At 73.5% G+C, this 24,289-nt stretch carries 18 protein-coding genes and 1 pseudogene; 8 read left to right on the top strand and 11 right to left on the bottom strand.

All coding sequences use genetic code 11. The annotated features are described in order from the left end of the window. Window positions 1-172: 172 nt before the first annotated feature. The 3 genes and pseudogenes from ACZ55U_RS18930 to ACZ55U_RS18920 all read right to left on the bottom strand — a co-directional run. A complete protein-coding gene (locus tag ACZ55U_RS18930; protein ID WP_030288117.1) occupies window positions 173-847 on the bottom strand; it encodes a Crp/Fnr family transcriptional regulator in 675 nt (224 codons plus the stop codon). Window positions 848-1,151: 304 nt separating this feature from the next. Continuing rightward, window positions 1,152-1,940 carry an alpha/beta fold hydrolase gene (locus ACZ55U_RS18925; protein WP_465527268.1) on the bottom strand — a complete coding sequence of 263 codons (789 nt, stop codon included), beginning with the start codon at window positions 1,938-1,940 and terminating at the stop codon, window positions 1,152-1,154. A 422-nt stretch (window positions 1,941-2,362) separates the two neighbouring features. Further along, a pseudogene (locus ACZ55U_RS18920) lies at window positions 2,363-2,693 on the bottom strand (response regulator); the annotation flags it as partial. A gap of 122 nt (window positions 2,694-2,815) precedes the next feature. Between ACZ55U_RS18920 and nth the strand changes: the two are divergent. The 4 genes from nth (at window position 2,816) to ACZ55U_RS18900 (ending at window position 6,588) form a co-directional block, all read left to right on the top strand. Beyond that, entirely contained in the window at window positions 2,816-3,694 is an 879-nt protein-coding gene (nth, locus tag ACZ55U_RS18915; protein ID WP_465527267.1) for an endonuclease III, read from the top strand. Further along, window positions 3,691-4,437, top strand: coding sequence for an NUDIX hydrolase (locus ACZ55U_RS18910; protein ID WP_465527266.1), 747 nt, complete (start codon window positions 3,691-3,693; stop codon window positions 4,435-4,437). Before nth ends, ACZ55U_RS18910 begins: the two co-directional genes overlap by 4 nt. 46 nt (window positions 4,438-4,483) lie before the next feature. Continuing rightward, window positions 4,484-5,671 carry a MarP family serine protease gene (locus ACZ55U_RS18905; RefSeq protein ID WP_465527265.1) on the top strand — a complete coding sequence of 396 codons (1,188 nt, stop codon included), beginning with the start codon at window positions 4,484-4,486 and terminating at the stop codon, window positions 5,669-5,671. Between the two features lie 215 nt (window positions 5,672-5,886). Continuing rightward, window positions 5,887-6,588: a metal-dependent hydrolase gene (locus ACZ55U_RS18900; RefSeq protein WP_465527264.1), complete on the top strand. Its 702-nt coding sequence runs from the start codon at window positions 5,887-5,889 to the stop codon at window positions 6,586-6,588. A gap of 267 nt (window positions 6,589-6,855) precedes the next feature. Here the strand turns inward: ACZ55U_RS18900 and ACZ55U_RS18895 are convergent, their stop codons facing one another. The 7 genes from ACZ55U_RS18895 to ACZ55U_RS18865 form a co-directional block, all read right to left on the bottom strand. Then, on the bottom strand, window positions 6,856-7,065 hold the full coding sequence (locus ACZ55U_RS18895) for a hypothetical protein (RefSeq protein WP_465527263.1): 210 nt from the start codon (window positions 7,063-7,065) through the stop codon (window positions 6,856-6,858). Window positions 7,066-7,291: 226 nt separating this feature from the next. Beyond that, complete coding sequence (locus ACZ55U_RS18890; protein WP_465527262.1) at window positions 7,292-8,413, bottom strand: alpha/beta fold hydrolase; 1,122 nt, start codon at window positions 8,411-8,413, stop codon at window positions 7,292-7,294. Between the two features lie 218 nt (window positions 8,414-8,631). After that, the gene (locus tag ACZ55U_RS18885; RefSeq protein WP_465527261.1) at window positions 8,632-9,108 is read right to left on the bottom strand and encodes a phage holin family protein; all 477 of its coding nucleotides are present in this window, start codon (window positions 9,106-9,108) and stop codon (window positions 8,632-8,634) included. A 291-nt stretch (window positions 9,109-9,399) separates the two neighbouring features. Continuing rightward, window positions 9,400-10,845, bottom strand: a complete 1,446-nt coding sequence (nhaA, locus tag ACZ55U_RS18880; RefSeq protein ID WP_465527260.1) for a Na+/H+ antiporter NhaA — start codon at window positions 10,843-10,845, stop codon at window positions 9,400-9,402. Window positions 10,846-11,290: 445 nt separating this feature from the next. After that, on the bottom strand, window positions 11,291-13,249 hold the full coding sequence (gene acs, locus ACZ55U_RS18875; protein WP_465527259.1) for an acetate--CoA ligase: 1,959 nt from the start codon (window positions 13,247-13,249) through the stop codon (window positions 11,291-11,293). 242 nt (window positions 13,250-13,491) lie between these two features. After that, on the bottom strand, window positions 13,492-15,924 hold the full coding sequence (locus ACZ55U_RS18870) for a SulP family inorganic anion transporter (protein WP_465527258.1): 2,433 nt from the start codon (window positions 15,922-15,924) through the stop codon (window positions 13,492-13,494). A gap of 457 nt (window positions 15,925-16,381) precedes the next feature. Continuing rightward, a complete protein-coding gene (locus ACZ55U_RS18865) occupies window positions 16,382-17,389 on the bottom strand; it encodes an ATP-binding protein (protein WP_465527257.1) in 1,008 nt (335 codons plus the stop codon). Between the two features lie 221 nt (window positions 17,390-17,610). Here ACZ55U_RS18865 and ACZ55U_RS18860 point away from each other — a divergent pair, with 221 nt between their 5' ends. After that, window positions 17,611-18,501 (top strand): Fic family protein, encoded by an 891-nt coding sequence (locus ACZ55U_RS18860; RefSeq protein WP_465527256.1) that lies wholly within the window; start codon window positions 17,611-17,613, stop codon window positions 18,499-18,501. Window positions 18,502-18,879: 378 nt separating this feature from the next. Here the strand turns inward: ACZ55U_RS18860 and ACZ55U_RS18855 are convergent, their stop codons facing one another. Beyond that, complete coding sequence (locus ACZ55U_RS18855; RefSeq protein ID WP_465527255.1) at window positions 18,880-19,779, bottom strand: HAD family hydrolase; 900 nt, start codon at window positions 19,777-19,779, stop codon at window positions 18,880-18,882. Window positions 19,780-20,503: 724 nt separating this feature from the next. On the opposite strand from ACZ55U_RS18855, the gene ssd reads away from it, so the two are divergent. The 3 genes from ssd to ACZ55U_RS18840 all read left to right on the top strand — a co-directional run bounded on the left by ssd (window position 20,504) and on the right by ACZ55U_RS18840 (window position 24,214). Next, window positions 20,504-21,628, top strand: coding sequence for a septum site-determining protein Ssd (ssd, locus tag ACZ55U_RS18850; RefSeq protein WP_465527254.1), 1,125 nt, complete (start codon window positions 20,504-20,506; stop codon window positions 21,626-21,628). 8 nt (window positions 21,629-21,636) lie between these two features. Continuing rightward, window positions 21,637-22,998: a TadA family conjugal transfer-associated ATPase gene (locus ACZ55U_RS18845; protein ID WP_465527270.1), complete on the top strand. Its 1,362-nt coding sequence runs from the start codon at window positions 21,637-21,639 to the stop codon at window positions 22,996-22,998. A 148-nt stretch (window positions 22,999-23,146) separates the two neighbouring features. Beyond that, a complete protein-coding gene (locus ACZ55U_RS18840) occupies window positions 23,147-24,214 on the top strand; it encodes a type II secretion system F family protein (RefSeq protein ID WP_465527253.1) in 1,068 nt (355 codons plus the stop codon). The last annotated feature ends 75 nt before the right edge of the window (window positions 24,215-24,289 follow it).

Here is a 24,289-nt window from a genome sequence, read left to right as displayed (position 1 = left end):
CGAGGGCAACCGACTGAAAGCCATACCCGGCGTCTCTGGGCCTCAGGACCATACGACTGGCCCGTCCAACCCATCAACAACGTAGGACCGACTGACCCGGTGAACGCGCAGGGGCCCGTCCGGATCGGACGGGCCCCTCCGCGTTCGCGGACGTCGGCGCGGTTCGCGGACGTCAGCGCGAGCGGCGCGACAGCCGCTCGACGTCCAGCAGGACCACCGCGCGTGCCTCCAGCTTCAGCCAGCCCCGGCCGGCGAAGTCGGCGAGCGCCTTGTTGACCGTCTCGCGGGAGGCGCCGACCAGCTGGGCCAGCTCCTCCTGGGTGAGGTCGTGGGCGACGTGGATGCCCTCCTCGGACTGCACGCCGAAGCGGCGGGAGAGGTCCAGCAGGGCCTTGGCGACGCGGCCGGGCACGTCGGAGAAGACCAGGTCGGACATCACGTCGTTGGTCCGGCGCAGGCGGCGGGCGATGGCCCGCAGCAGCGCGATGGAGACCTCCGGGCGGGCGTGCAGCCAGGGCTGGAGGTCGCCGTGGCCCAGGCCCAGCAGCTTGACCTCGGTCAGCGCGCTGGCGGTCGCGGTGCGCGGGCCCGGGTCGAAGAGCGACAGCTCGCCGATCATCTCGCTGGGGCCGAGCACGGCCAGCATGTTCTCGCGGCCGTCCGGCGAGGCGCGGTGCAGCTTGACCTTGCCCTCCGCGACGACGTACAGCCGGTCGCCCGGGTCGCCCTCGTGGAACAGCGACTCACCACGGGCGAGGGTGACCTCGGTCATGGAAGCGCGCAGCTCGCCGGCCTGTTCGTCGTCGAGTGCCGCGAAGAGTGCGGCGCGCCGCAGAACGTCGTCCACGTGCTTCCTCCTTCTCGGCCGTTCGGCGGGTGGGCCGTCCGGCGCAAGTTCCGATCAGTGTTCTGCGTCACCAAGCATGGCGCATGTCGCTCCGATCATATGAGGAGGGGGTGTGCCGAGGTGTGCCGTGCGGGGCCATTCGTACCGGCGGGGCGCCGGGCGGGGCCGGTGGCGGGAGCCCGCGGGCACCCCCTGGTCGAACCTCCGTCCGCCCCGATCGAACGGGCGACCGCCCGCCGTGGTACGGGTGCGCGGCACGGTGCGGCGGTGCCCGTGGGCGCCCGCGGATGCCCGTGGACGCCCGTCAGGCGTAGAACTTCAGCAGCTCCGGGGCCAGCACCTCGGCCGCCACCTCGTGGGTCTGGCCGTCCAGCGTCCGGTACTCCGCGCCCGGCACGGCCGCCGCCACCGCGCGGGCCGGGGCCCGCAGGGTCTCCGGGCTGGCGCCGCCGTCCAGGACCAGGGTCGGCACCGTGACCGTGGCCAGCAGGTCGACCGGGACGACCGCGCCGGTCCGGTCGCCGAGCGCCGCCGCGTCGTACGCCAGGGTCGGCGCGACCGCCTCGAACGCCGGCCACATCGGCGCGCCGCGCATCCCGGCCACCATCTCGGCCGGCGCCCCGGCGAACATCATGAGGGCGGCGACGGCGTCCCCGTGCCGGCCCTCGGCCAGCGCCGCCGTCAGCTCGGCGACGTACGCGCCGAAGCGCTCCCGCTGCGCCTCCTCGGTGCTGAACGGCACCTCGTAGACGGCGAGCCGGGCGATCCCGACGTTCGCGGCGGCGGCCCGCAGGGCGAGCGCGCCGCCCGAGGAGACGGCGAGGACGTGGGCCGAGCCGCCCGCGGCCGCGATGACGGCGGCCAGGTCCTCGATCTCGCGCTCCACCGCGAACGGCGCGGTGTCCCCGCTGCCGCCGCGTCCGCGCCGGTCGTAGGTCCACACGGTGTGGTGCGCCGCCAGCTGCTCGGCGATCGCGGCGCCCGGCCCCATGCCGCGGTGGCACAGCGCGCCGTCGACCAGGACGACCGCCGGGCCGGAGCCGGTCACGGAGCAGGCGAGGACGGTGCCGTCGGTGGAGACCACGGTGCTCATGGATGTTCCTTCCGTCGTACGAGTCGGTCGCAGGGGTAGACCGGCGTTCGCCGCCGAACTCATCGCTCCGGCCGGAATTCTTTTCCGGAGCCTCGGGGGCCCCGGAGCTTGCGAGCCCCGGAGGCCTCGGTGGGAGGTGCGGGCGGAACGTCAACAGGGCGCCCACGAAGGGAAACCACGCTCGGCGCGCGGGCGCACGGGGGCGCTCGCGGGGTGCTCACCTACCTGCCGTTCCCGCTCTTCGGCGGGCCTGGGCAGGCATCCCCGGCTCGCTCGCCGGATCGGTGCTGCTGTGATCGTCGCGCCGCCGCGCTCCTGGCCGCTGTTGGTCGCTCTGGTGGCCGCCCGGTAACCGTTCTGCGCGGCCCTGGGCAGGGACCCCGGCCAGGGCGTCATTCGTCGGTGTTCAGGGCCGGTTCCGCGGCCGGGGCGTCCTTGCCGAGGAATCCGAGCGCACGGGCGGAGAAGGCGGCGCGCAGGTGGGCCGGTCGCACCAGTCCGGTGAGGACCAGCGTCCGGCACCCGGGGAGCTTCTCGTGCAGGTCGGCCGCCGCCCGCAACCCGCAGCCCGTCCAGCCCGGGCAGGTCGATGTCGATCACCGCGACGTCCGGACGGACCTCCAGGGCCGTCGGCACCACCAGGCCCCCGCGGTCCACGTCGGCGACGACCTCCAGGTCCTCCTCGTACGCGAGCAGGGCCATCAGCGCGCCGCGCACCATGCTCATGTCCTCGGCCGGCAGGACCCCGATCATCCGTACTCTCCCCCGTCAGGTGATGGTCACGGGCGGACTTCAGTGGACAACAGGCCCTGCCGGAGCCGGTTTCCGTGCTTGATCGGCCCCGAGCGGTCCGCCGGTCGGCGTAGCCTTCGTGCATGGCACAGAGCAAGGTCCGGAAGGCCGCGGCGGAGCAGCCGGTGGCGAAGAAGGCGGCGGTGAAGCCGAGGAAGCCGGAATCGCACCTGGCGATGGTGCGGCGGGCCCGGAGGATCAACCGCGAGCTGGCGGAGCTGTACCCGTACGCGCATCCGGAGCTGGACTTCGAGAACCCCTTCCAACTGCTGGTGGCCACCGTGCTGTCGGCGCAGACCACCGACCTGCGGGTGAACCAGACCACCCCGGCGCTGTTCGCGAAGTACCCGACGCCGGAGGACATGGCGGCGGCGAACCCGGAGGAGCTGGAGGAGGTCATCCGGCCCACCGGTTTCTTCCGGAACAAGGCGAAGTCGTTGATCGGCCTCTCGATAGCGCTGCGCGACCGGTTCGACGGCGAGGTCCCCGGCAGACTGGACGACCTGGTGACCCTGCCCGGCGTCGGCCGCAAGACCGCCAACGTCGTCCTCGGCAACGCCTTCGGAGTCCCCGGCGTCACCGTGGACACCCATTTCGGGCGGCTGGCCCGGCGGTTCGGCTGGACCACCGAGGAGGACCCGGTGAAGGTCGAGGCGGTCGTCACCGAGATCTTCCCGAAGTCGGAGTGGACGATGCTCTCGCACCGGGTGGTCTTCCACGGCCGCCGGATCTGCCACTCCCGCAAGCCCGCCTGCGGCGCCTGCCCGATCGCGCCGCTCTGCCCCTCCTACGGCGAGGGGGAGACCGATCCGGAGAAGGCACGCAAGCTCTTGAAGTACGAGATGGGCGGTCAGCCCGGGCAGCGGCTGCGGCCGCCCGCCGACTTCCCCGGCGAGGCCGCCGCCCGCGCGGACGCCGCGGCCCACCACGGACGGGTCGCGGACCTGGCGGTGGAGGCATGAGCGAGCCGAGCGTGGCCCGGGGCATCGAGTTGGACGGCCTGCCGGACTGGCTGGAGCCGGTCCGGGTGGCGGCCGAGCGGGTGCTGCCGGAGCAGCTGAGCCGCTTCCTGCCGCCGGCCGAGGGCGGTCGCCCGGCCGCCGTGCTGATGCTGTTCGGCGAGGGGCCGGACGGGCCGGACCTGCTGCTGATCGAGCGGGCCCGCTCGCTGCGCTCGCACGCCGGTCAACCGTCCTTCCCGGGCGGCGCGCTGGACCCGGAGGACGGTGACCCGAAGGGCCCCGGCCCGATCGCGGCGGCACTGCGCGAGGCCGAGGAGGAGACCGGACTGGACCCGGCCGGGGTGCAGGTGTTCGCGGAGCTGCCCCGGCTGTACATCCCGGTGAGCCGCTTCGTGGTGACCCCGGTGCTCGGCTGGTGGCGCGAGGAGTCGCCGGTGCGCCCGGTGGACGAGGCCGAGACCGGCGCGGTGTTCCGGGTGCCCATCGCGGAGCTGGCCGACCCGGCGAACCGGGTGCGGCTGCGCCAGCCGTCCGGGCTCCTCGGACCGGCCTTCTCGGTCGCCGGGCGGCTGGTCTGGGGATTCACCGCCGGGGTGATCGACCGGGTGCTGCACCACAGCGGCCTGGAGCTGCCCTGGGACCAGTCCCGGATCGTCGACCTCCCGGACGACGCGCTGGCCCTGGTCCAGGGCGACCTCGAACACTCCCGGGCCCTGCCGGGCGCCGACGCCGACGCTTCGTGACCGATCGTCGGCGCCTCCGGCCCGCGGCGCGTGGGAGGGTGTCCGGGTGAACGTCCTGGATGTGCTGCTGATCGCCGCGGCCGTGGCATTCGCCGTGTCGGGCTACCGGCAGGGCTTCGTGGTCGGCGTGCTCTCGCTGGTGGGCTTCCTCGGCGGCGGCCTGCTGGCCGTCGAGCTGCTGCCGCTGCTGCTGCTCGACCACATCGGCCCCGGCACCACGGCCTCGGTGGTCGCCGTCGTGGTGGTGATCGTCCTGGCCGCGATCGGCCAGGCGATCACCGCGCACTTCGGCTGGAAGCTGCGCGGGCACATCGGGCGCCGCCCGGCCCGGGTGCTGGACGCGACCGGCGGCGCCGTGGTGAACGTCGTCTCGATGCTGCTGGTGGCCTGGCTGATCGGTTCGGCACTGGCCGGGGCCTCGCTCCCGACGGTCTCCCGGCAGGTCCGCTCCTCGTCGGTCCTCGGCGGGGTGCAGAACGCGCTGCCCAGCGACGCGCCCAACTGGTTCTCGGACTTCTCCAAGGTGCTCGCCCGCAACGGCTTCCCCCAGGTCTTCAACCCCTTCGAGCACGAGCCGATCACCCAGGTCGACAGCCCCGACCCGGCACTGGCCGCCAGCCCGGCGGTGGCGCGGGCCCGGCAGAGCCTGGTCAAGGTGGTCGGCACGGCGACCTCCTGCGGCAAGACCCTGGAGGGCAGCGGCTTCGTCTTCGCCCCGCACCGGGTGATGACCAACGCCCACGTCGTCGGCGGGGTCAGCGAGCCCACCGTGCAGATCGGCGGCGTCGGCCAGCTGTACGACGCGACGGTGGTCCGCTACGACTGGCAGCGCGACATCGCCGTCCTGGACGTGCCCAAGCTGAACGCGCCGGCGCTCTCCTTCGCGGGCGAGGCGAAGACCAACGACAGCGCGATCGTGGCCGGCTTCCCGGAGAACGGTGCCTTCAACGTCCAGCCGGCCCGCATCCGGGGCCGGATCCAGGCCAACGGTCCCGACATCTACCACCGCGGCCAGGTGGTCCGGGACGTCTACTCGGTGCGTTCGCTGGTCCGTCAGGGCAACAGCGGCGGCCCGCTGCTCACTCCGGACGGCGAGGTGTACGGCGTGGTCTTCGCCAAGTCCCTGGACAGCGCGGACACCGGCTACGTGCTGACCGCGGCCGAGGTGCGCGAGGACGTCGAGCGGGGCGGAGCGGCTTCCGTCCGGGTGGACACCCAGGGCTGCGCGCTCTGACGCGGGGCGGTTCGGGAGCCCGTCTCGGGGCGCGGCGGGCGGGTGACGGGAGTGCGGCGGGGAGGCGTGGGAGGCCGGTCGCCGACCGCGCCGGGCCGGGCCGTCCGATATCCATCGAACCGTCAGGCTGCCCTGGTAGCCTCGGCCGCGCTCACCCGTTCGGCTCAATCGGGCGCCGTCCCGGAGTGGGCCCGACGGGAGGTCGTGGCAGTCCGATGATGGGTCACTCGCACGCGGTGAGCGGGGCGATGCTGTACGCGGCCTCGGCTCCCTTCCTGCCCCCGCTGCTGCTGCACACCACCCTGCAGCCCGCGGACATACTGATGGGCACGGTGCTGTGCGCGGGCGCGGCCCTGCTGCCGGACCTCGACCACCACGACGGCTCGATCGCCAACTTCCTCGGGCCGGTCTCCAAGGTGCTCTGCCGCTTCGTGGCCTGGGTCTCCGGCGGCCACCGGCACGCCACCCACTCGCTGCTGTTCGTCGCGCTGATGGGCGGCGGCACCTGGGCCGGGGTCACCTTCCTGGGCCGCAACTTCACCCTCGGTCTGACGTTCTTCCTGCTGGCGCTCGCGATCCGGGCCCTGCGGCTCTGCCCGCCGGGAGACGGCCCGGAGGCGTGGATCACCGTCATCGGCCTGGCCGCGCTGGGCACCTTCGGCATGAACACCTGGATGCCCAACTCGCCCGGCTGGCTGCCGTACGCGGTGGGCCTGGGCACGCTGGCGCACCTGCTCGGCGACTGCCTGACCAAGAAGGGCGCGCCGCTGCTCTGGCCGCACAAGGAGCGCTACGAGATCGTGCTGATCAAGCGCAGCGGCAACAGCGTCGAGACCAAGGTGCTGGTGCCGATCATGTCGGTCGCGACCTTCGTCCTGCTCTGGTTCACGGCGCTCTCGCCGACGATCGTGAACTGAACGGACGGTGACGCGGGTGGTCGGTGACCTGGGCGGAGGGTGAGCGGACCGAGCCGGTGAAACGGGTGGTCGGTGACCTGGGCGGTGGATGAGCGGACCGAGCCGGTGAAGCGGGTGGTCGGTGACCTGGGCGGAGGGTGAGCGGACCGAGCCGGTGAAGCGGGTGGTCGGTGACCTGAGCGGTGGATGAGCGGATCGAGTGGGTGGGCGGACCGAGCCGGTGAGATCGAACTGACCGGCGCTCACGAGGGGATGCGGCGCGAGGCCTCAGGTCTCGCGCCGCAGTCGTGCGCCCACCCAGCGGGCGCGCCGGCCGAGGATGCGCGGGATGCCGAGCTGCCGCCGTTCCGTGTGCTGACGGCCGTCCGGCCCGTCGAAGCCGAGGTCGTCCGCCCGGTCGGGGCGGTGGACGGAACGCTGAGGGCTGTTGTGGCTTCGGCCGCGCGGGGCGCCGCCGCTTTCGGGCATCCAACTCATACCGGAATGGATGCCCCTGGGCCGGTGGAGGTAACCGCCCGGGGCGCGCCGAAATTGGCCTATGCGGTTGTCATATGAGTTCAGTGTCAAGGGAGTTGGGACCAAAGGCCCCGTCCTGGGGGTCGCACGTCCGGCTCCGTGACGGCTCCGTCACGGTCCCGTCACACGGTCCGACGTGCGGTCCGTCGCCCGGTTCGCCGCGTGCCCCCGTTCGGCTCCGGGCAGGTCACTCCTTGTGACGGCCGACCCAGTCCAGCAGCTCGGCGGTGAACTCCTCCGGCGCTTCCTCGTGCGGGAAGTGCCCGACCCCCGGCAGCAGCCGCCAGCGGTACGGCGCGGCCACGTACTCGCCGCCGCCGAGCGCGGTGTGCGACAGCAGCACCGGGTCCGCCGCGCCCTGGACGTGCAGCGTCGGCGCGGTGATCGGCTTCTTCATCCGCCGGGCGAACTGGATGCCGTCCGGCCGGGCCATCGAGCGCAGCAGCCAGCGGTACGGCTCGATCGAGCAGTGCGCCGTGCTGGGGATCTGGATCGCCTGCCGGTACGCGTGCACCGAGGCCTCGTCCAGGCCGTTCGGGCCGGTCCAGGAGGCCAGGTAGCGGCCGACCAGCTCGGCGTCGTCGGCCACCAGCCGGCGTTCCGGTATCCACGGCCGCTGGAAGCCCAGGACGTGCTCGAAGGCGGCGAACTGCCGTCGGTCGGTCAGCAGCGCCCGGCGCAGGTCCCTCGGGTGCGCGGCGGAGACCACGGTCAGGCTCTGGATGACGGACGGGCGCATCACCGCCGCGACCCAGGCCAGCGTGCCGCCGGAGGCGTGCCCGACCAGGTGGGCCCGGCGCTCGCCGAGCGAGCGGATCACGCCGGTGATGTCCAGGGCGAGGTTGCCCGGGTCGTACCCGCGCGGGGTGCGGTCGCTGCCGCCGATGCCGCGCAGGTCGAGGGCCACCGCGCGGTAGCCGGCGTCGGCGAGCGCGGTCAGCTGGTGGCGCCACGCCCACCAGTACTCGGGCCAGCCGTGCACCAGCAGCACCAGCGGGCCGGAGCCCAGCTCGGCGATGTGGAAGCGGGCGCCGTTGGCCGCGAGGTCGCGGTGCGTCCACGGGCCGGGCTGCCGGATGTCCCAGGCCTCGCCACCCGCTGCCGGGGCCGCGCCGGGGGCCGCTTCGAGGGGTTCCCGTTCCCGGCTCCGCTCGGGCTCCGGTCCGGGCTCCCGGTCAGGCTCCCGCGCGGGGGCCAGGTCGGTGTCCTCGGGGGCGGTGCCGGGGCCTTCGGGGGTCGGGCCGGCGCCGGAGTCGGGGCCGGAGGCGGCGGGCGGCTGCGCGGGCACGGGCTTCTGGTCGAGCGGCATACCGAGAGCGTGTCACATCCGGGCGCCGGACATGTGCCCGGCACTCGTTGTCGGCGGGTCCCGGTGCCTGCGACGCGGGGCCGTCGACGCGCGCCGACTCCGGCGCGGGGCAGCCCGGCGAGCGGGGGCCGCCTGGCACCGGCCGCCCGGCGCGGGGGCCGCCCGGCGTGAGGCCGCCTGGCGCGGGGCCGTCGACGTCGGGGCCGCCGACCTCCTGCTTACGGGATGCGGCCGAGGGCCCGGTCGATCTCCTCCTTGGTGGCCGGGCGCGGCCGGGCGTTCTTCAGCACGTCGGCCGTCTTCTGCGCGCCCTCGATGGTGCGGACCGGCTTCTCGATCTTCTTGAACGAACGCCAGGCCAGCATCCCGAGCAGCACCGCGAGCAGCAGGTAGGCACCGGCCACGATCAGGAAGGACCAGCCCAGCGACAGGCCCAGCGCGTGGATGCCGAAGGCGGCCGCGGCGCTCAGCATCGGGATGGAGAACAGCGCCACCACGCCGGCGACGATCAGCGAGACACCGCCAGAGACGCCGCGCTTGACGTCCGCCCGGATCTCGGCCTTGGCGAGCGCGATCTCGTCGTGGACCAGCGCGGACAGGTCGGAGGTGGCCGCCGCGAACAGCTGCCCCACCGAACGCTCGCCCTCGTAGGGCGCCCGGCCGTTGCTGGACGGGTCTGCGGCTCCTGCGGGCATCAGCGGTTCTCCTCTGCGGCTGTACGGCGTGACGCCACCGCGGCTGTGCGGTTCCGGGGGCCGGTGGGGGTTCCGGAGGCGTCTGTGGGTTGTCGACAGCTCAGAATCATGCCCTTACCGGTCAGTCGCACACCACTCCGGGGCCCCGCCGGAGGGACGTGTCCCGGCAGCCGGGGTCCTTCGGCAGCCCCTCCGCGCGCTCGCCGGGAACCCGCCGGGAACCCGCGGTCGACCTGCGGGCGACCTGCGGGGACCCGGCCCGGGCCTTCGGGAGAGGCTCTGCGGGGCGGCTCAGGCGGGCCGTCCGGACCGGCCGGGGCCGGGCTCCCGGCCGGACCGCGGGTCGGCCTCCCGAGTGGGAGTCCGGCCGGGCTCCCGGTCGGTTCCGGGGGCGGGGTGGCGGTCCTCGCCGACCCGCGCCCGCCAGGCCGGGTCGTCCTCCTGGTAGACGTCCGGGATGCCGTCCCCGTCCACGTCCCGCTCCTCCTCCTCGCACAGCGCCCGGTAGTGCCGGTTGCGGAGCTTCAGCAGCACGGTGGCGACCGTCGCGCATATCAGCGAGCCGACCAGGACGGCGGTCTTGGCTCGGCTGGCGAGCGTCGGGTCGTCCGGGAAGGCCAGCTCGCTGATCAGCAGCGAGACGGTGAATCCGATGCCGGCCAGTACCGAGACGGCGAACATGTCCGCCCACTTGAGCTGCGGGTTCAGTTCGGCCTTGGTGTAGCGGGCGGTCAGCCAGGTGCCGCCGAACACGCCCACCGACTTGCCGACCAGCAGGCCGATCACGACGCCGATCGGGGTGGCCTGGGTGAACACCTCGCGCAGGGTCGGACCGGAGATCGCCACCCCGGCCGAGAACAGCGCGAACAGCGGGACGGCCAGGCCGGCCGAGAACGGGCGGACCAGGTGCTCGATGTGCTCGCCGGGGGAGTGCTGCTCGTCACCCTCCCGGTGGCAGCGCAGCATCAGGCCCATCGCGACGCCCGCCACCGTGGCGTGGATGCCGCTCTCGTGCATGAACGCCCAGGTGACGACGGCCAGCGGCACGAAGACGTACCACCCGTGGACGCCACGCCGGTGCAGGAACCAGAACAGCACCAGGCCGGCGAAGGCCAGGCCGAGCGCCCAGAACTTGATGCCGTGGCTGTAGAAGATCGCGATGATCAGGATCGCGATCAGGTCGTCGACCACCGCCAGGGTGAGCAGGAAGGCACGCAGCGCGGACGGCAGGTGGCTGCCGACCACGGCCAGCACGCCGAGCGCGAAGGCGATGTCGGTGGCGGTCGGGATCGCCCAGCCGCTGGGGTGCCCGCCGCCGCCGGAGTTCACGAGGGCGAACAGGATCGCGGGCAGCGCGACCCCGCAGACGGCGGCGACCACGGGCAGCAGCGCGGCACTGGGCGTGCGCAGCTCACCCGCGACGAACTCGCGTTTGAGCTCGATCCCGGCGACGAAGAAGAAGATCGCCAGCAGGCCGTCCTTGGCCCAGGTGGCCAGGGAGAGGTCGAGGTGCAGCGGGGCGGAGGGGCCGACGGTGTAGTCGAGCATGCTCCGGTACGCGTCCGGCCAGATGTTGGCCCAGATCAGCGCGATGGCGGCGGCGCCCAGCAGCAGCATGCCGCCGACCGTTTCGGTGCGCAGGGCGTCGGTGATGAAGGTGCGCTCGGGCAGTGAGAGCCGACCGAGGAATTGCCGGCGGCGGGTCGTCGGCTCGTGGACGGGCGGCTGGTCGGTCACGCGGACCTCCTGGGGCTGGGAGCGGCAACGGATGCACGGGTGGTGCAGTTGCCGACCAGACTTCCCGGCGCGCCCTGTGACGCCCGCGGTCCCGGTCAAGGGATCTTGATACGTCCCTAACAGTCTAACGGGAGTTCGGGTGACATCCGGATTGTCCTATTCAAGGACTTAAACCCTTCGAGCTGGTACTGCACCTCGGAGGAGCAGTGGCCTGCTGCCCGGGTGGGGTTTCTGGGGCCTGGGGGGCCTCGGCGCCCGGGTGGGGTCTCGGCGCCCGGGTGGGGTCTCGGCGCCTGGATGGGGTCTCGGCGCCCGGGTGGGGCCCTCGGCGCCCGGGTGGGGTCTCGGCGCCTGGGAGGGGTCTCGGCGCTCGGGAGGGGCCGATGAGACGGCTGTGCCCCGGACGGTGGTCACCGCCCGGGGCACAGCCGCTGTCTCAGAGGGTTCAGCCGTTGCCGTTGTCCGAGGACGGCAGCTGGGCCTGGATCTGGCTCATCACCGTGCTGTCGGCCAGCGTGGTGGTGTCACCGACCTCGCGGCCCTCGGCGATGTCGCGCAGCAGGCGGCGCATGATCTTGCCGGAGCGGGTCTTCGGCAGCTCGCCGACCACCTTGATCTGCTTCGGCTTGGCGATCGGGCCGAGCGTGCGGCCGACGTGCGCCCGCAGCTCCTCGACCAGCTCGGGGGTCTCGGCGACCCCGCCGCGCAGGATCACGAACGCGACGATGGCCTGGCCGGTGGTGGCGTCGGTGGCGCCGACCACCGCGGACTCGGCCACCGACGGGTGGCCCACCAGGGCCGACTCGACCTCGGTGGTGGAGATGTTGTGGCCCGAGACGAGCATGACGTCGTCCACCCGGCCGAGCAGCCAGATGTCCCCATCCTCGTCCTTCTTGGCACCGTCACCGGCGAAGTAGCGGCCCTCGAAACGCGACCAGTAGGTGTCGACGTAGCGCTGGTCGTCGCCCCAGATGGTGCGGAGCATGGACGGCCACGGCTCGGTGAGCACCAGGTAGCCGCCGGAGCCGTTCGGCACCTCGTTGCCCTCGTCGTCCATCACGGTGGCCGCGATGCCCGGCAGGGCGCGCTGGGCCGAGCCCGGCTTGGTCTCGGTGACGCCCGGCAGCGGGCTGATCATGATGGCGCCGGTCTCGGTCTGCCACCAGGTGTCCACGATCGGGCAGGTGCCGGCGCCGATGTGCTCGCGGTACCAGATCCAGGCCTCGGGGTTGATCGGCTCGCCGACGCTGCCCAGCACCCGCAGCGAGGACAGGTCGAACTTCGCGGGGATGTCGTCGCCCCACTTCATGAAGGTGCGGATCGCGGTCGGCGCGGTGTAGAGGATGGTCACGCCGTACTTCTGGACGATCTCCCAGAACCGGCCCTGGTGCGGGGTGTCCGGGGTGCCCTCGTAGATGACCTGGGTGGCGCCGTTGGAGAGCGGGCCGTAGACGATGTACGAGTGGCCGGTGACCCAGCCGATGTCGGCGGTGCACCAGTAGACGTCGGTCTCCGGCTTGAGGTCGAAGACGGCGTGGTGGGTGTAGCTGGCCTGGGTGAGGTAGCCGCCCGAGGTGTGCAGGATGCCCTTGGGCTTACCGGTGGTGCCCGAGGTGTAGAGGATGAACAGCGGGTGCTCGGCGTCGTGCGCCTCGGGGGTGTGCTCGGTGGACTGGCGCGCGGTGATCTCGTGCCACCAGACGTCACGGCCCTCGGTCCACGGGATGTCCTGCCCGGTGCGGCGGATCACCAGGACGTGCTCGACGCCGTCCACCTTGGTGAGCGCCTCGTCGATGGCCGGCTTCAGGGCCGACGGCTTGCCGCGGCGGTAGCCGCCGTCGGCGGTGATGACGAGCTTGGCCTGGGCGTCCTGGATGCGGGAGGCGACGGCGTCAGAGGAGAAGCCGCCGAAGACCACCGAGTGGGTGGCGCCGATCCGGGCACAGGCGAGCATCGCGACGACCGCCTCGGCGATCATCGGCAGGTAGACGGCGACCCGGTCGCCCTTGCGCACACCGAGCTCCAGCAGCGCGTTGGCGGCCTGCGAGACCTCGTCCTTGAGCTGGGCGTAGGTGATCGAGCGGCCGTCGCCGGGCTCGCCCTCGAAGTGGATGGCGACCCGGTCGCCCAGGCCGTTCTCCACGTGGCGGTCGACGCAGTTGTACGCGACGTTGAGCTTGCCGTCGGCGAACCACTTGGCGAAGGGAGGGTTGGACCAGTCGAGCGTCTCGGTCGGCTCGACGGCCCAGGTGAGGCGACGGGCCTGCTCGGCCCAGAAGCCCAGACGGTCCTCGGAGGCCTGCGCGTACGCGGCCGCGGTGACGTTGGCGGCTGCGGCGAGCTCTGCCGGCGGGGCGAAGCGCCGCTCCTCCTTGAGCAGGTTGGCCAGGCTCTCGTTGCTCAACGCGCACTCCTCATCGAGTCATGATCGGGGGCGATCCCGTGCGTGGGGATTGTCCCGTGTGTCCCAGCGCACAGCTCACCAGGCGAACGGGGCAGTTGACAAGAGGCTCCTGTGAATTGGTGTAGACCTTTGACCGATGGGCGGTCGCCCCTCGGCACGGTCCGCCGCGGTGGACCGGAAGACCGCGCGAGGGCGGGTGGGCCCGTGCCCCGGCCCGCCTGACGGGGACACGGACCCGGCTCTCAGGCGGCCAGCCGAGGGCCCTCCTCACTGCCCTCGACCGGCACCTGTTCGTCGTCATTCACCCGTTCGGCCGACACTCGGCCCGGCCGGGCATCGGGTCCGGCCTCATGGGGGCCGTCGGCGTTGTGTTTGATTCGGTCGGCGTGCTTCCCGCTGTGGGCCTCGACCGGGCTGAACGTTCCGGCGGCCCGGTCCAGGACGTAGGCCTGTGCTGTCGCGAAGTCGAAGTACATCCCGACCAGCCGCAGCGTGCCCGCTTCGACCCGGCGTTCCACCGCCGGGTTCGCCAGCAGCTGGTCCAGCTGCTGGACCACGTTGGTGAGGCAGAGCTGCTCCGCGACGTCCGCCGTGGGCCGGTCGGCGAACTCCGCAGGGACCCGTCGGAGCCGGTCCAGCGAGCCGCGGCCGTTGCGCAGCCAGCGGGCCAGCGGGGTGGGCGGACCGGGGCGCTCGTGCACTCCGTCCAACAGGGCCTTCATCGCTCCGCAGCCGGAGTGGCCGCAGACCGTGATCGAGCGCACCTCCAGCACCTCGACCGCGTACTGCACCGCGGCGGCCACCGAGTCGTCCGCCGCGCCGGGCTCGTGCGGCGCGGGCACCAGGTTGCCCACGTTGCGCACCGTGAACAGATCCCCCGGGCCGCTGTTGGTGATCATGCTGGTGACCATCCGGGAGTCCGCGCAGGTCAGGAAGAGCTGGGAGGGCGCCTGCCCCTCCCGTGCCAGCCGGGCGAGCTCCGGCCGGATCAGCGGGGCGGTGTGCTGCTGGAACACCCGGACGCCGTCGAGCAGCCGGCCGTGCGGGTCCTCCTGCTGCTCGATGCAGTGGTGGCCGACCCAGGGCGTCCAGGCCCGGCAGCGGTGCGGGCCCGGTGAACTGCCGGCGCGCACCGTGCCGTCCGGGTCGAGCACCTCGTCGTCCTGGCGCCGCGTCACCATCGAGACCCGGCCGCCCGCCCCCTGGTGCGCGGCCCGCCAGGTGTGCAGCGTCTCGTACGCGGCGTGGTCCAGGAAGGCGCCGTCGTGGACCACGGTGACCTCGGCCCCGGCCGGGATGCCGGCGAGTGCCCGGCTCAGCCGCGGCACGGTGGTGAAGGTGAGCGGGCCGTGCGTCCGCACGGTGACCGTGCCGTCGGGGCCGGTCGAGACGTCCACATGGGCGCGGGTCAGCCGGTAGAGGGCGAGCAGTGCGGCGGTCCCGGCGCCGATCGCGACGCCCCACAGCACACCGGCGGCCACCACGCCGAGCGCGGTGATCAGGTAGACGGGGAACTCGCGGTGCCGGTGCACCCTGCGGATGTGCGCGAAGCTCACCATGTGAAGCCCGACCACCAGCACCAGCGCGGCGAGGGCGGCCAGCGGGATCCGGCGCAGCCCGCCGGTCAGCACGAGGGCGGCGGCCAGCACCCAGACGCCGTGCAGCACCGAGGCCCACCTGGTCTGGCCGCCGGCCCGGACGTTGACGGTGCTGCGCACCGCGCCACCGGCGATCGGCAGCCCGCCGACCAGCCCGCTCACCAGGTTGGCGAGGCCTTGGCCGCGCAGTTCGCGGTCGAGGTCGCCGGTGCGGCGGGACATCCGGTCGACCGCGACGGCGGACAGCAGCGACTCCACACTGGCGACGACGGTGACGGTGAGGACGGCCGCCAGCAGTCCGAGGACCGGTCCGTGCGGCAGCGCGGGCAGGAACGCCCGCGGTCGCCAGTCCGGCAGTTCGAGGCGGGCGAGCCGCAGGTCCAGGGCGAGCACGAGGGCGGTGGCCAGCACGACACCGGCCAGCGAGCCGGGCACCTTGGCCAGCCGGGCGCCGAACTCGCCCGCGCGGCCCGGGAGCCGGCCGAGGCGGGGCCAGCCGAGAAGGGCGGCCACCGTCACCGCGCCGACCAGCAGAGTGGGTGGGTGCGGACCGGCCAACTGCCCCGGCAGCGCCAGGAGGTTGGCGATCGCGGAGCTCTGTGGCGAGCCGCCGAGGACGATGTGGAGTTGCGCGATGGCGATGGTGAGTCCGACCCCGGCCAGCATGCCGTGCACGATCGCGGGCGAGACGGCGAGTGCGGTCCGCGCCACCCGGCGTGCGCCGAGCAGGAGTTGGAGCAGGCCGGCGGCGGCGGTGATGGCACAGGTGGCCTGCCAGCCGTACTGGGCGATCAGTCCGGCGGTGACCACCGTCAGCGCTGCCGAGGGGCCGCTGACCTGGAGCGGTGTGCCGCCGAACAGCCCGACCACGATCCCGCCCACGGCCGCGGCTGCCAGACCGGCGGTGAGCGGGGCGCCGGTGGCGAGCGCGATGCCGAGGGAGAACGGTACGGCGATCAGGAAGACCACGAGGGAGGAGGAGAGGTCCTGGACCCAGCGGATCCGGTGCCCTGGGCCGGGCGGTGCGTGGTCGGTGGTGTCGGAGGCGATGGGAGCGCTGGAGATGTCGAGGGTCATTGTCTTCCCGTCTGTCCGGGGTGGGGGCGAACGCAGTCAGGTCCGGTGCCGGGTCCGGAGCGGGGCTCCGGGCGGAATCGGCTGTGGTGGGGGCGCGACGGTGTGGCGGGTGGCGTGGTCGCGGCGGGGAGTGCGGATGTCACCGGCCGGCGTGGACCATCGGGCCGCCGGGGCTTGGGGCGAGGTGCGGGACGTCTCGCTGAGGGCCACCGGGCGAACCATCAAGACTCGGTAAACCGAGGGTAATGAAAGCTTTGCACAGCGCGATCGCGGGAGGGAAGCGGAAATCCTCTGGTTCACTCCATTGGGTGGTGGGCGAACCGTCAGGAACCTGTGGGCGTAGGGCGGTCGGGGCCTGGAGCGCCTCCGTGCGGCGGGGCCGGACACGGCGAACGGGCCGCGGCCTCCCCCGGTTCGGGGCAGGCCGCGGCCCGTTCGGCCGCGGTGGGGGGCGGGATCAGGCGCGGGCGCCCGCCGGGGCCGCGTGCTCGTCACCGTCCGCGAACTCGCCCAGGACGAACTCCTCGTCCACCTGGGTCGCGAGGTCGACACCGACCTTGGCGTTGGCCCAACTCTCCGCGTTGCGGCGGTGGAAGAGCACGGCCTGCTCGGTGTAGCGGCGCACGTCCCGCTGCCCGTACGCGGCGTCGGCCTCGACCCGCAGCTCCTCCAGCACGGCCCGGTTGGCAGGCTCCAGGGACTTCAGCGGCGGCTCGGCCCCTTGCTCCAGGCGGCGCACCCAGTCCGACTGGCCGAAGGTGGTGAGCAGGTCGTCGCCGACCTCGCGGCGCAGGAAGGCCAGGTCCTCCGGGCCCTGCACCTTGTTGCCGACCACTCGCAGCCGCACGCCGAAGTCACCGGCGTAGTCCTTGTACTGGCGGTAGACGGAGACGCCCTTGCGGGTCGGCTCGGCCACCAGGAAGGTCAGGTCGAAGCGGGTGAACAGGCCGGAGGCGAAGGAGTCCGAGCCCGCGGTCATGTCGGTCACGAAGTACTCACCGGGCCCGTCCAGCAGGTGGTTGAGCAGCAGCTCGACCGCACCGACCTTGGAGTGGAAGCAGGCCACCCCCAGGTCCTCCTCGGTGAACGCGCCGGTCGCCAGCAGTCGGACCGAGCCCTCGTCCAGGGCGATGGGACGGGCGCAGGCGGCGTAGACCGGGTTCTCCTCGACGATCCGCAGCAGTCGCGAACCGCGGCCGGGCGGCGTGGTTTTGATCATCTCCTCGGAGGAGCGGATCAGCGGGTTGCTGCCGCGCAGATACTCCTTGATCTGCGACAGGTGCCCACCCAGCGGGACCAGTTCGGCCGCCTGGGCGTCCGTCAGGCCGAGGGCGGGGCCGAGGTGCTGGTTGATGTCGGCGTCCACGGCGATGACCGGTCGACCCGAGGCGGCCAGGTGGCGGATGAACAGGGCGGACAGTGTGGTCTTCCCACTGCCGCCCTTGCCGACGAAAGCGATCTTCATCTGGGGACTCCGACTCTCGCTCAGGGCCCTCGCTGCGGGGCCGCCTGCCCAGGGGCCGTGTGCGACGGAGGGGCCCCAATTGGAAATCGTTATCGTCTCCGATAGTGGCCATGCTAGCCCGGGTTTGGGTCCTATCGGTGGAGGGAAATGGGGATTGCCTCGAACGGGTGATGCGGGGTTGCTGTTCCGGGAGTGGCCGCCCGTTCATTACTCTCGGGTAGGTGAGCACTGGAACTGATCCCCTCGCCCCGCTGGCCCAGCTCCCCGGGGTGCCCGACGCGGTGGCCGAGGTGCGCAAGGCCGTCGACCGGCTCTACGGCCACCGGGTGATGCGCCGCCGGGCGGCCGAGGTCACCTCCGAGTCCGCGCTGCGCGGCGCCCGCGCGTCGGCGGCCCTGGCCGGGGCCGACTGGCCGCTGGAGGAGGTCCGCCGGCGCACCGACTTCGGCGCCGACCCCGAGGCCCGGACGGTCGGCGCGGCGCTGCGGATCGCCGCGGAGGCCGGCCAGCTGCTCAGCATCTGGCGGCACTCGCCGCTCCAGGTGCTGGCCCGGCTGCACCTGCTCGCGGTCGGCGACGGCGAGCAGGCCGCCGGCCGCCCGCGGCGGGCCGGGGAGGGGGCCGAGGAGCTGTTCCCGCTGGATCTGAAGCCGGTGGAGAGCGTCGAGGTCGACGCCGTGGACGGGCCGCTGCCCGTGCTGCCGCCCGCTCCGGGGGCGGAGGAGGTCGCGGCCAGGCTCGATCAGCTCTCCCGGCTGCTGGTGGCGCGCGCGGAGGGCCAGGGCGTGGGCACGCCGGCCCTCGTGGTGGCCTCGGTGGTGCACGGCGAACTGCTCGCGCTGCGGCCGTTCGGCACCCACAACGGGGTGATCGCGCGGGCCGCCCAGCGGATCGTGCTGATCGCCGAGGGGCTCGACCCGAAGTCGATCTGCCCGGCCGAGGTCGGCCTGGCGGAGCTCGGTACCGCCGCCTACCGCCGGGCCCTCGCCGGCTACCTGGCCGGCACTCCCGAGGGGATGGCGGCCTGGATCGCGCACTGCGGCCGGGCGCTGCGGCTCGGCGTGCGGGAGAGCACGGCGGTCTGCGAGGCGATGCAGCGCGGGATGGTCTGACCGGCCCTGCCCGAGGGGGCGGGCGGCCTCGGACACGTGGATGCGGCGGCACCTGATCCTGCTGGGTGCCGCCGCTGGTGCAGATACCGGGTGACCATGCATGCACCGGAAGTGCCGATCAGACGGGGATCCTGCCCGTTCGTCTGGTCCGGCGGCCCGACAGCGGGTCGGCTGCATGTGGGTGCCCGGACATCTGTACGTGCGGTCCGTGGGGCCTGAACTGCGTTGTCGGTTTGACCTCTTCGGTCCTGACCGGGTCTCGCGGGCCGTGCTTCATTTGTATCGCGTTTCGGGCGAAAGGGGAACCCGAAATAGTGAAGTCTGCGTCGATTGCCCGTTTTGTCCAGAACTGCCGCGCGATGTGGTCCCGGGGCGGTCTCAGGCGGCGGGGCGCCGTCGGCGGGCCAGGTACCAGATCACCCCGGCGGTCAGGGCGGCCGTCCCGACCGCCACGGCGGTCAGCACCGAGCCGCTCGGAGCGGAGAACTCGGGCAGTCGGCGCCGCAGTTCCACCGGCTTCTCGAAGACCAGCACCGGCCACTCCCGGGCCTGCGCCTCCTTGCGCAGCGCCCGGTCGGGGTTGACGGCGGACGGGTGTCCGACCGCCTCCAGCAGCGGCAGGTCGGTGGAGGAGTCGCTGTAGGCGTAGGACTCGGCCAGGTCGTAGCCCTCGGTCTCGGCCAACTCCCGGATGGCGGCGGCCTTGTTCTCGGCGTAGGCGTAGTACTCGATCTCGCCGGTGTAGCAGCCGTCCTCGACCCGGAGGCGGGTGGCGATCACGTGGTCCGCGCCGAGCAGCCGGCCGATCGGCTCGACCACCTCGGAGCCGGAACTGCTCACGATGACCACGTCCCGGCCGGCCGCGTGGTGCTGCTCGATCAGCGAGGCGGCCTCGTCGTAGATGATCGGGTCGATCAGGTTGTGCAGGGTCTCGGCGACGATCTCGCGGACCTGCTGGACGTTCCAGCCCCGGGTCAGCGCGGAGAGGTACTCGCGCATCTTCTCCATCTGGTCGTGGTCCGCGCCGCCGACCAGGAAGACGAACTGGGCGTACGCGCTGCGCAGTACGGCCCGACGGTTGATCAGGCCGCCCTGGTAGAAGGGCCGGCTGAAGGCCAGCGCGCTCGACTTGGCGATGATGGTCTTGTCGAGGTCGAAGAAGGCCGCTGTGCGCGGCCCGCCCGGGCGGGGGCGAGCGGGCGGGCGGAGCTCTTCGGGCGCGGTGGTGTCGCCCGGGGACTCGTCGGCGTGGTCGTCGGCGTTCTCGGTGGTGTCCACGGGAACCGAGGATAGAGGGAGCCGCAAAACAGCCCGCCATTCGGCGTACTCGCGGGCGTGCGGGTTTGTGTTTCTGGCCGCTCGGGTACACCATGGAAGTCACGGATCGTTCGCGACCGTGCTAACCCGGTCCGGCTCCTCCCCCCCGAGTCGGGCTGTGGATAGACGACCCCCGCTCTCCCCCCCGGCGGGGGTCGTCGCACGTCCGGGGCCATTTTCAGGGCTTGAACGGCACTTCCGCCGGATCCGGCGCCGCTGTGTCGGCGGCCTACAGGGGGTGTCGACACCTCGGTCACATGTTCGACTTTCGTCACTCTGCGTTGTCGTTTGCTCATGTCCGCCAAGAGTCGAACGGCTGGTTCCGATCGGTGGCGCGGGCCTGTCCGGAAGCGTCGTCCGGGCGATCGCGGGCGGCCGTCGGGAGGTCGACGGATCGGGGCGCGAGGAGTCGCCGGTTCATCTCGGTGACCCCCTTTCGTCAATTCTTCGCCGATTAGCCCCCCGCCCGGGTGAACGTTTTCGTCCACAGCCCCGAGTTATCCACAGGCAATCGGAACCCGGATGACGAAATCCGGATCTCCCCCCACCGTGATGACCGGCGGCGGTCGCCGGGCAGGGCCTGATCCCTTCCACTCCGAGAGGTCTGTCGGGCGGCCGTCCGCCGCAACCGTCCGACGTGCGTCGTCGATCACCCCGGTGAACGGCGACGCGGAGGGGAGACACCATGTCGACGCCGATCGCCGACCACATCACCGCCGAGGGCCCCGCGCTCGCCGGGCCGCTCGTCGTCACCGAGGACGAGGGCCTGGCCGAGCACCTGCTGCGGATCTGCGCGGCCGCGGGCACCGAACCGAGACTCGTCCGGGGCGGGCCACCGACGCGGGAGCTCTGGGAAGGCGCCTCGCTGGTCCTGGTGGGGGACGACCAGGCCGTTGGATGCTCCGGGCTGGGGCGGCGCGGCGGGGTGCTGCTGCTCGGGTTGGACCTCGACGATTCCGGGGTCTGGGTCAGGGCCGTCCAACTCGGGGCCGAGCACGTGCTGTTCCTGCCCGACGCCGAGGCCTGGCTGCTCGACCGGATCGCCGACGCGGCCGAGGGCGTGGGCTGCCCGGCGGTCACCGTCGCGGTGCTCGGCGGGTCCGGCGGGGCCGGAGCCTCGACGCTGGCCTGCGCGCTGGCCGTCACGGCCGCCCGGGCGGGTCGGCGGACGATGCTCATCGACGGCGACCCACTGGGCGGCGGCCTCGACATCCTGCTCGGCGGCGAGCGGGTCAGCGGGCTGCGCTGGCCGGAGCTGGCAGGCTCCCGCGGAAGGGTCAGCGGGGCCGAGCTGGCCCGGGCGCTGCCGGCGCTCAAACGGCTCTCCACGCTGTCCTGCCTGTCCTGGGACCGCGGCGACACCCTGACGGTGCCGCCGGAGGCCATGCGCAGCGTGCTGGCCGCCTCCAGGCGGCGCGGCGGGCTGGTGGTGGTCGACGTGCCCCGCCACCTCGACGCGGCCGCTGGGCAGGCGCTGGAACAGTCCGACCTGGCGCTGTTGGTGGTGGCGGCCGAGCTGCGCGCGGTGGCCGCCGCCGACCGGGTCGCGGCGGCGGCCCGGATGCGGCTCGGGGACGTCCGGGCGGTGGTGCGGCCGGTGCGGGCCGGGGGGCTCCCGGCCCGGCAGATCGTCCGCGGGCTGCGGCTGCCGCTGGCGGGGGAGCTGGAACCGGAGCCTGGCCTGGCCCCGGACGTCGTGAAGGGCGTCCCGCCCGGCAGCCGGGAGAGCGGCCCGCTGGCGCGCTTCTGCGCGACCTTCCTGAACGAGGTGCTGCCGCCGGTGTCGGCGGTCGGAGGGGGAGTGTACTGATGGTCCGTCTGCGCAGAACGGTCCTCGGGGGCGGCCAGTCCGGCCGGACCGGCCAGTCCGGCGGGCCCGGCCAGGGCACCGGTGCCGGCTCGCGGGAGCAGCGGCCGCTGCGGAGCGTGCCGCCGTCCGGCGGGCCGCCGAAGGCCGAGCACGGGCCCTGCCCGTACGGCCGGACGGCCCGGGAGCAGCGCTCCGCGGCCCTGGTGGACGCCATCCGGTTGCGGCTGGCCGAGTCGGGGGCCGCCCCGACGGCCGGCTCGGTCGCGGCGGCGCTGCGGGCCACCCGCCCGCCGCTCGGCGGGGACGAGGTCCTGGACACCGTGCGCTCGCTGCGCGCCGAACTGGTGGGTGCGGGCCCGCTGGACCGGCTGCTGGCGGAGCCCGACGTCACGGACGTCCTGGTGAACGGTCCGGACGAGGTGTGGGTCGACCGTGGTGGCGGTCTGCACCGAGCCACCGGGGTCCGGTTCGCCGACGCCGGGGCGGTGCGGCGGCTGGCCCACCGGCTGGCCACCGCGGCAGGGCGGCGGTTGGACGACGCCCGGCCGTGGGTGGACGCCCGGCTGCCGGACGGCACCCGGTTGCACGCCGTGCTGCCGCCGATCGCGGCCGGCTGCACGCACATCTCGCTGCGGGTGTGTCGGCCCCGGCCGTTCACACTCGACGAACTGGTGGCGGGAGGCGCCCTGCCGGCGCAGGGCGCGGACCTGCTCGCGGGCATCGTGCGGGCCCGGCTGTCGCTGCTCGTGTCAGGCGGGACGGGCTCGGGGAAGACGACCCTCCTGTCAGCGTTGCTCGGCCTGGTCGGACCGGAGGAGCGGATCGTGGTCGCCGAGGACTCGGCCGAGCTGCAACCGGCCCATCCGCACGTGGTCCGGTTGCAGAGCCGCCCACCCAACCAGGAAGGACTGGGCGAACTCACCCTGCGGGACCTCGTCCGCCAGGCGCTGCGGATGAGGCCGGACCGACTGGTGATCGGCGAGGTCCGCGGGGCCGAGGTGTCGGACCTGCTGGCGGCCCTGAACACCGGGCACGAAGGCGGCTGCGGGACGGTTCACGCCAACACTGCGGCGGACGTGCCGGTCCGGCTGGAGGCCCTGGGCTCGCTGGCCGGCCTCGACCGGCCGGCGTTGCACAGCCAACTGCGGGCCGCGCTCGATGTGGTGGTGCACCTGGTCCGCGATCCGGGATCGGGGCTGCGCCGGGTGGCGGAGGTCCACACGATGGCCGGGGACCGGGCCGGGCTGGCCGTGACCACACCCGCGGTGGCCTTCCCGGCGTCCGGCGGCCTGCGTCCCGGTGCGGGCTGGGAGCGGCTGGTCGGGCTGCTGGCGGCACGCGGGGTCTCGCTCGGGTCGGGGCGGTCGTGATCGCGGTGACGGTGGCCGGACCGGTGGGTGTGGACGTGCGGATGGTGGAACTCGCCTTCGCCCTGCTGCTGGGCGGGTGCGTGGCGGGAGCCCTGGTTCTGCTCGCAGGCTCGGCCGGGACAGGCCGACGGCAACGGAGGTGAATCGCATGACGTGGAATCAACTATCGCTCTGCTGGGCGCTGGTGCTGTGCCTGGTGGCCGTCGCGGCGTGGCGCGCGGTGCAGGAGCAACTGCCGGGCGGGTGGCGTTCCAGGTTGGTGCCGGCGGGCAGTGGTCCACCCGTCCGGGGGCTGAGTCCGGGTGCCGAGGTCTGGGCCCGGGGGCGCTTGCCGGACCTCCTGGTGCCCGAACTGCTACTGCTACCGGTCGGATTGGTGGCCGGGAGCGCCACCGACTCGCTGGTGCCGGTGCTCGCGGCCGTGGTGGCCGTCCTGCCGCTGCGCGGGTGGCGGTTGCGGCGGCGGTCGGCGGCGCAGGCTCGGCACCGGTCTGCGGCCGTGGTGGAGCTCTGCGCCGGGCTGGCGGGGGAGTTGCGCGCCGGGGCGACGCCGGAGCAGGCGCTGCACCTGGTCACCGCACGGCTCGCGGCTGATCCGGAGCGGCTGCGCGGGCTCGGTGAGGAGCCGGTGGCCCGACTGGCCGCCGGCCGCTACGGCGGGGACGTGCCTGCCGCGCTGCACCTGCTCGCCGAACTCCCGGGCGGCAGGGGGGCCTCGGCGATCGCGGCCTGTTGGCGGGTGGCGGCGGACAGCGGATCGGGGCTGGCTGCTGCGCTGGAGCGGGTCGCGGAGGCGCTGCGCGGCGAGCGGGCGCTCGCGGAGGAGATCGCCGGGGAGCTGGCCGGGCCCCGGACGACGATCGCCGTCCTGGCCGCGCTGCCGGGTGTCGGGCTGTTCGTCGGATCGGTGCTCGGGGCCCGTCCGCTGAACGTCCTCCTGCACACGCCGGCCGGGTTGAGCTGTCTGGTGGCGGGGGTGGTCCTGGAGGGGCTGGGCGTGCTCTGGACGGCGCGCATCGTCCGGGGGGCCGCCCGGGGCGCGCTGGAGGCGCCTGAGGGGCGGGGCGAGCGGCGGTGGGGGTCCGGCCGTGGGGTGCCCGCTCCAGGGCGGGGTGGGTGGAGCTGTGGCCTGTCGAGGGCGCGCGCTCGGATGCTCGGCGCGGACGCGGACGCGGGCGTGGGCGTGGGCGTGGGAACGGGGGCGGGGGCGCGGTGATGCGGGGTGTCGAGTGGGTGGCGGTCGCCCTGCTGGTGGCCGCGTCCGCCGCGGTGTGGAGATCGGTGCGTGGTC

The sequence above is a fragment of the Kitasatospora sp. NPDC034533 genome, from assembly GCF_055575155.1.
Note: the sequence above shows the minus strand (reverse complement) of the source record. Positions and strands in the feature narration are given on the sequence as shown.

Coding starts and splice junctions, on each gene's coding strand:
- ACZ55U_RS18925 (WP_465527268.1), bottom strand. CDS start 1,940: ATGAGCACCGTGGTCTCCACCGACGGCACCGTCCTCGCCTGCTCCGTG.
- nth (WP_465527267.1), top strand. CDS start 2,816: ATGGCACAGAGCAAGGTCCGGAAGGCCGCGGCGGAGCAGCCGGTGGCG.
- ACZ55U_RS18910 (WP_465527266.1), top strand. CDS start 3,691: ATGAGCGAGCCGAGCGTGGCCCGGGGCATCGAGTTGGACGGCCTGCCG.
- ACZ55U_RS18900 (WP_465527264.1), top strand. CDS start 5,887: ATGATGGGTCACTCGCACGCGGTGAGCGGGGCGATGCTGTACGCGGCC.
- ACZ55U_RS18895 (WP_465527263.1), bottom strand. CDS start 7,065: ATGAGTTGGATGCCCGAAAGCGGCGGCGCCCCGCGCGGCCGAAGCCAC.
- ACZ55U_RS18890 (WP_465527262.1), bottom strand. CDS start 8,413: ATGCCGCTCGACCAGAAGCCCGTGCCCGCGCAGCCGCCCGCCGCCTCC.
- ACZ55U_RS18885 (WP_465527261.1), bottom strand. CDS start 9,108: ATGCCCGCAGGAGCCGCAGACCCGTCCAGCAACGGCCGGGCGCCCTAC.
- ACZ55U_RS18870 (WP_465527258.1), bottom strand. CDS start 15,924: ATGACCCTCGACATCTCCAGCGCTCCCATCGCCTCCGACACCACCGAC.
- ACZ55U_RS18865 (WP_465527257.1), bottom strand. CDS start 17,389: ATGAAGATCGCTTTCGTCGGCAAGGGCGGCAGTGGGAAGACCACACTG.
- ssd (WP_465527254.1), top strand. CDS start 20,504: ATGTCGACGCCGATCGCCGACCACATCACCGCCGAGGGCCCCGCGCTC.
- ACZ55U_RS18840 (WP_465527253.1), top strand. CDS start 23,147: ATGACGTGGAATCAACTATCGCTCTGCTGGGCGCTGGTGCTGTGCCTG.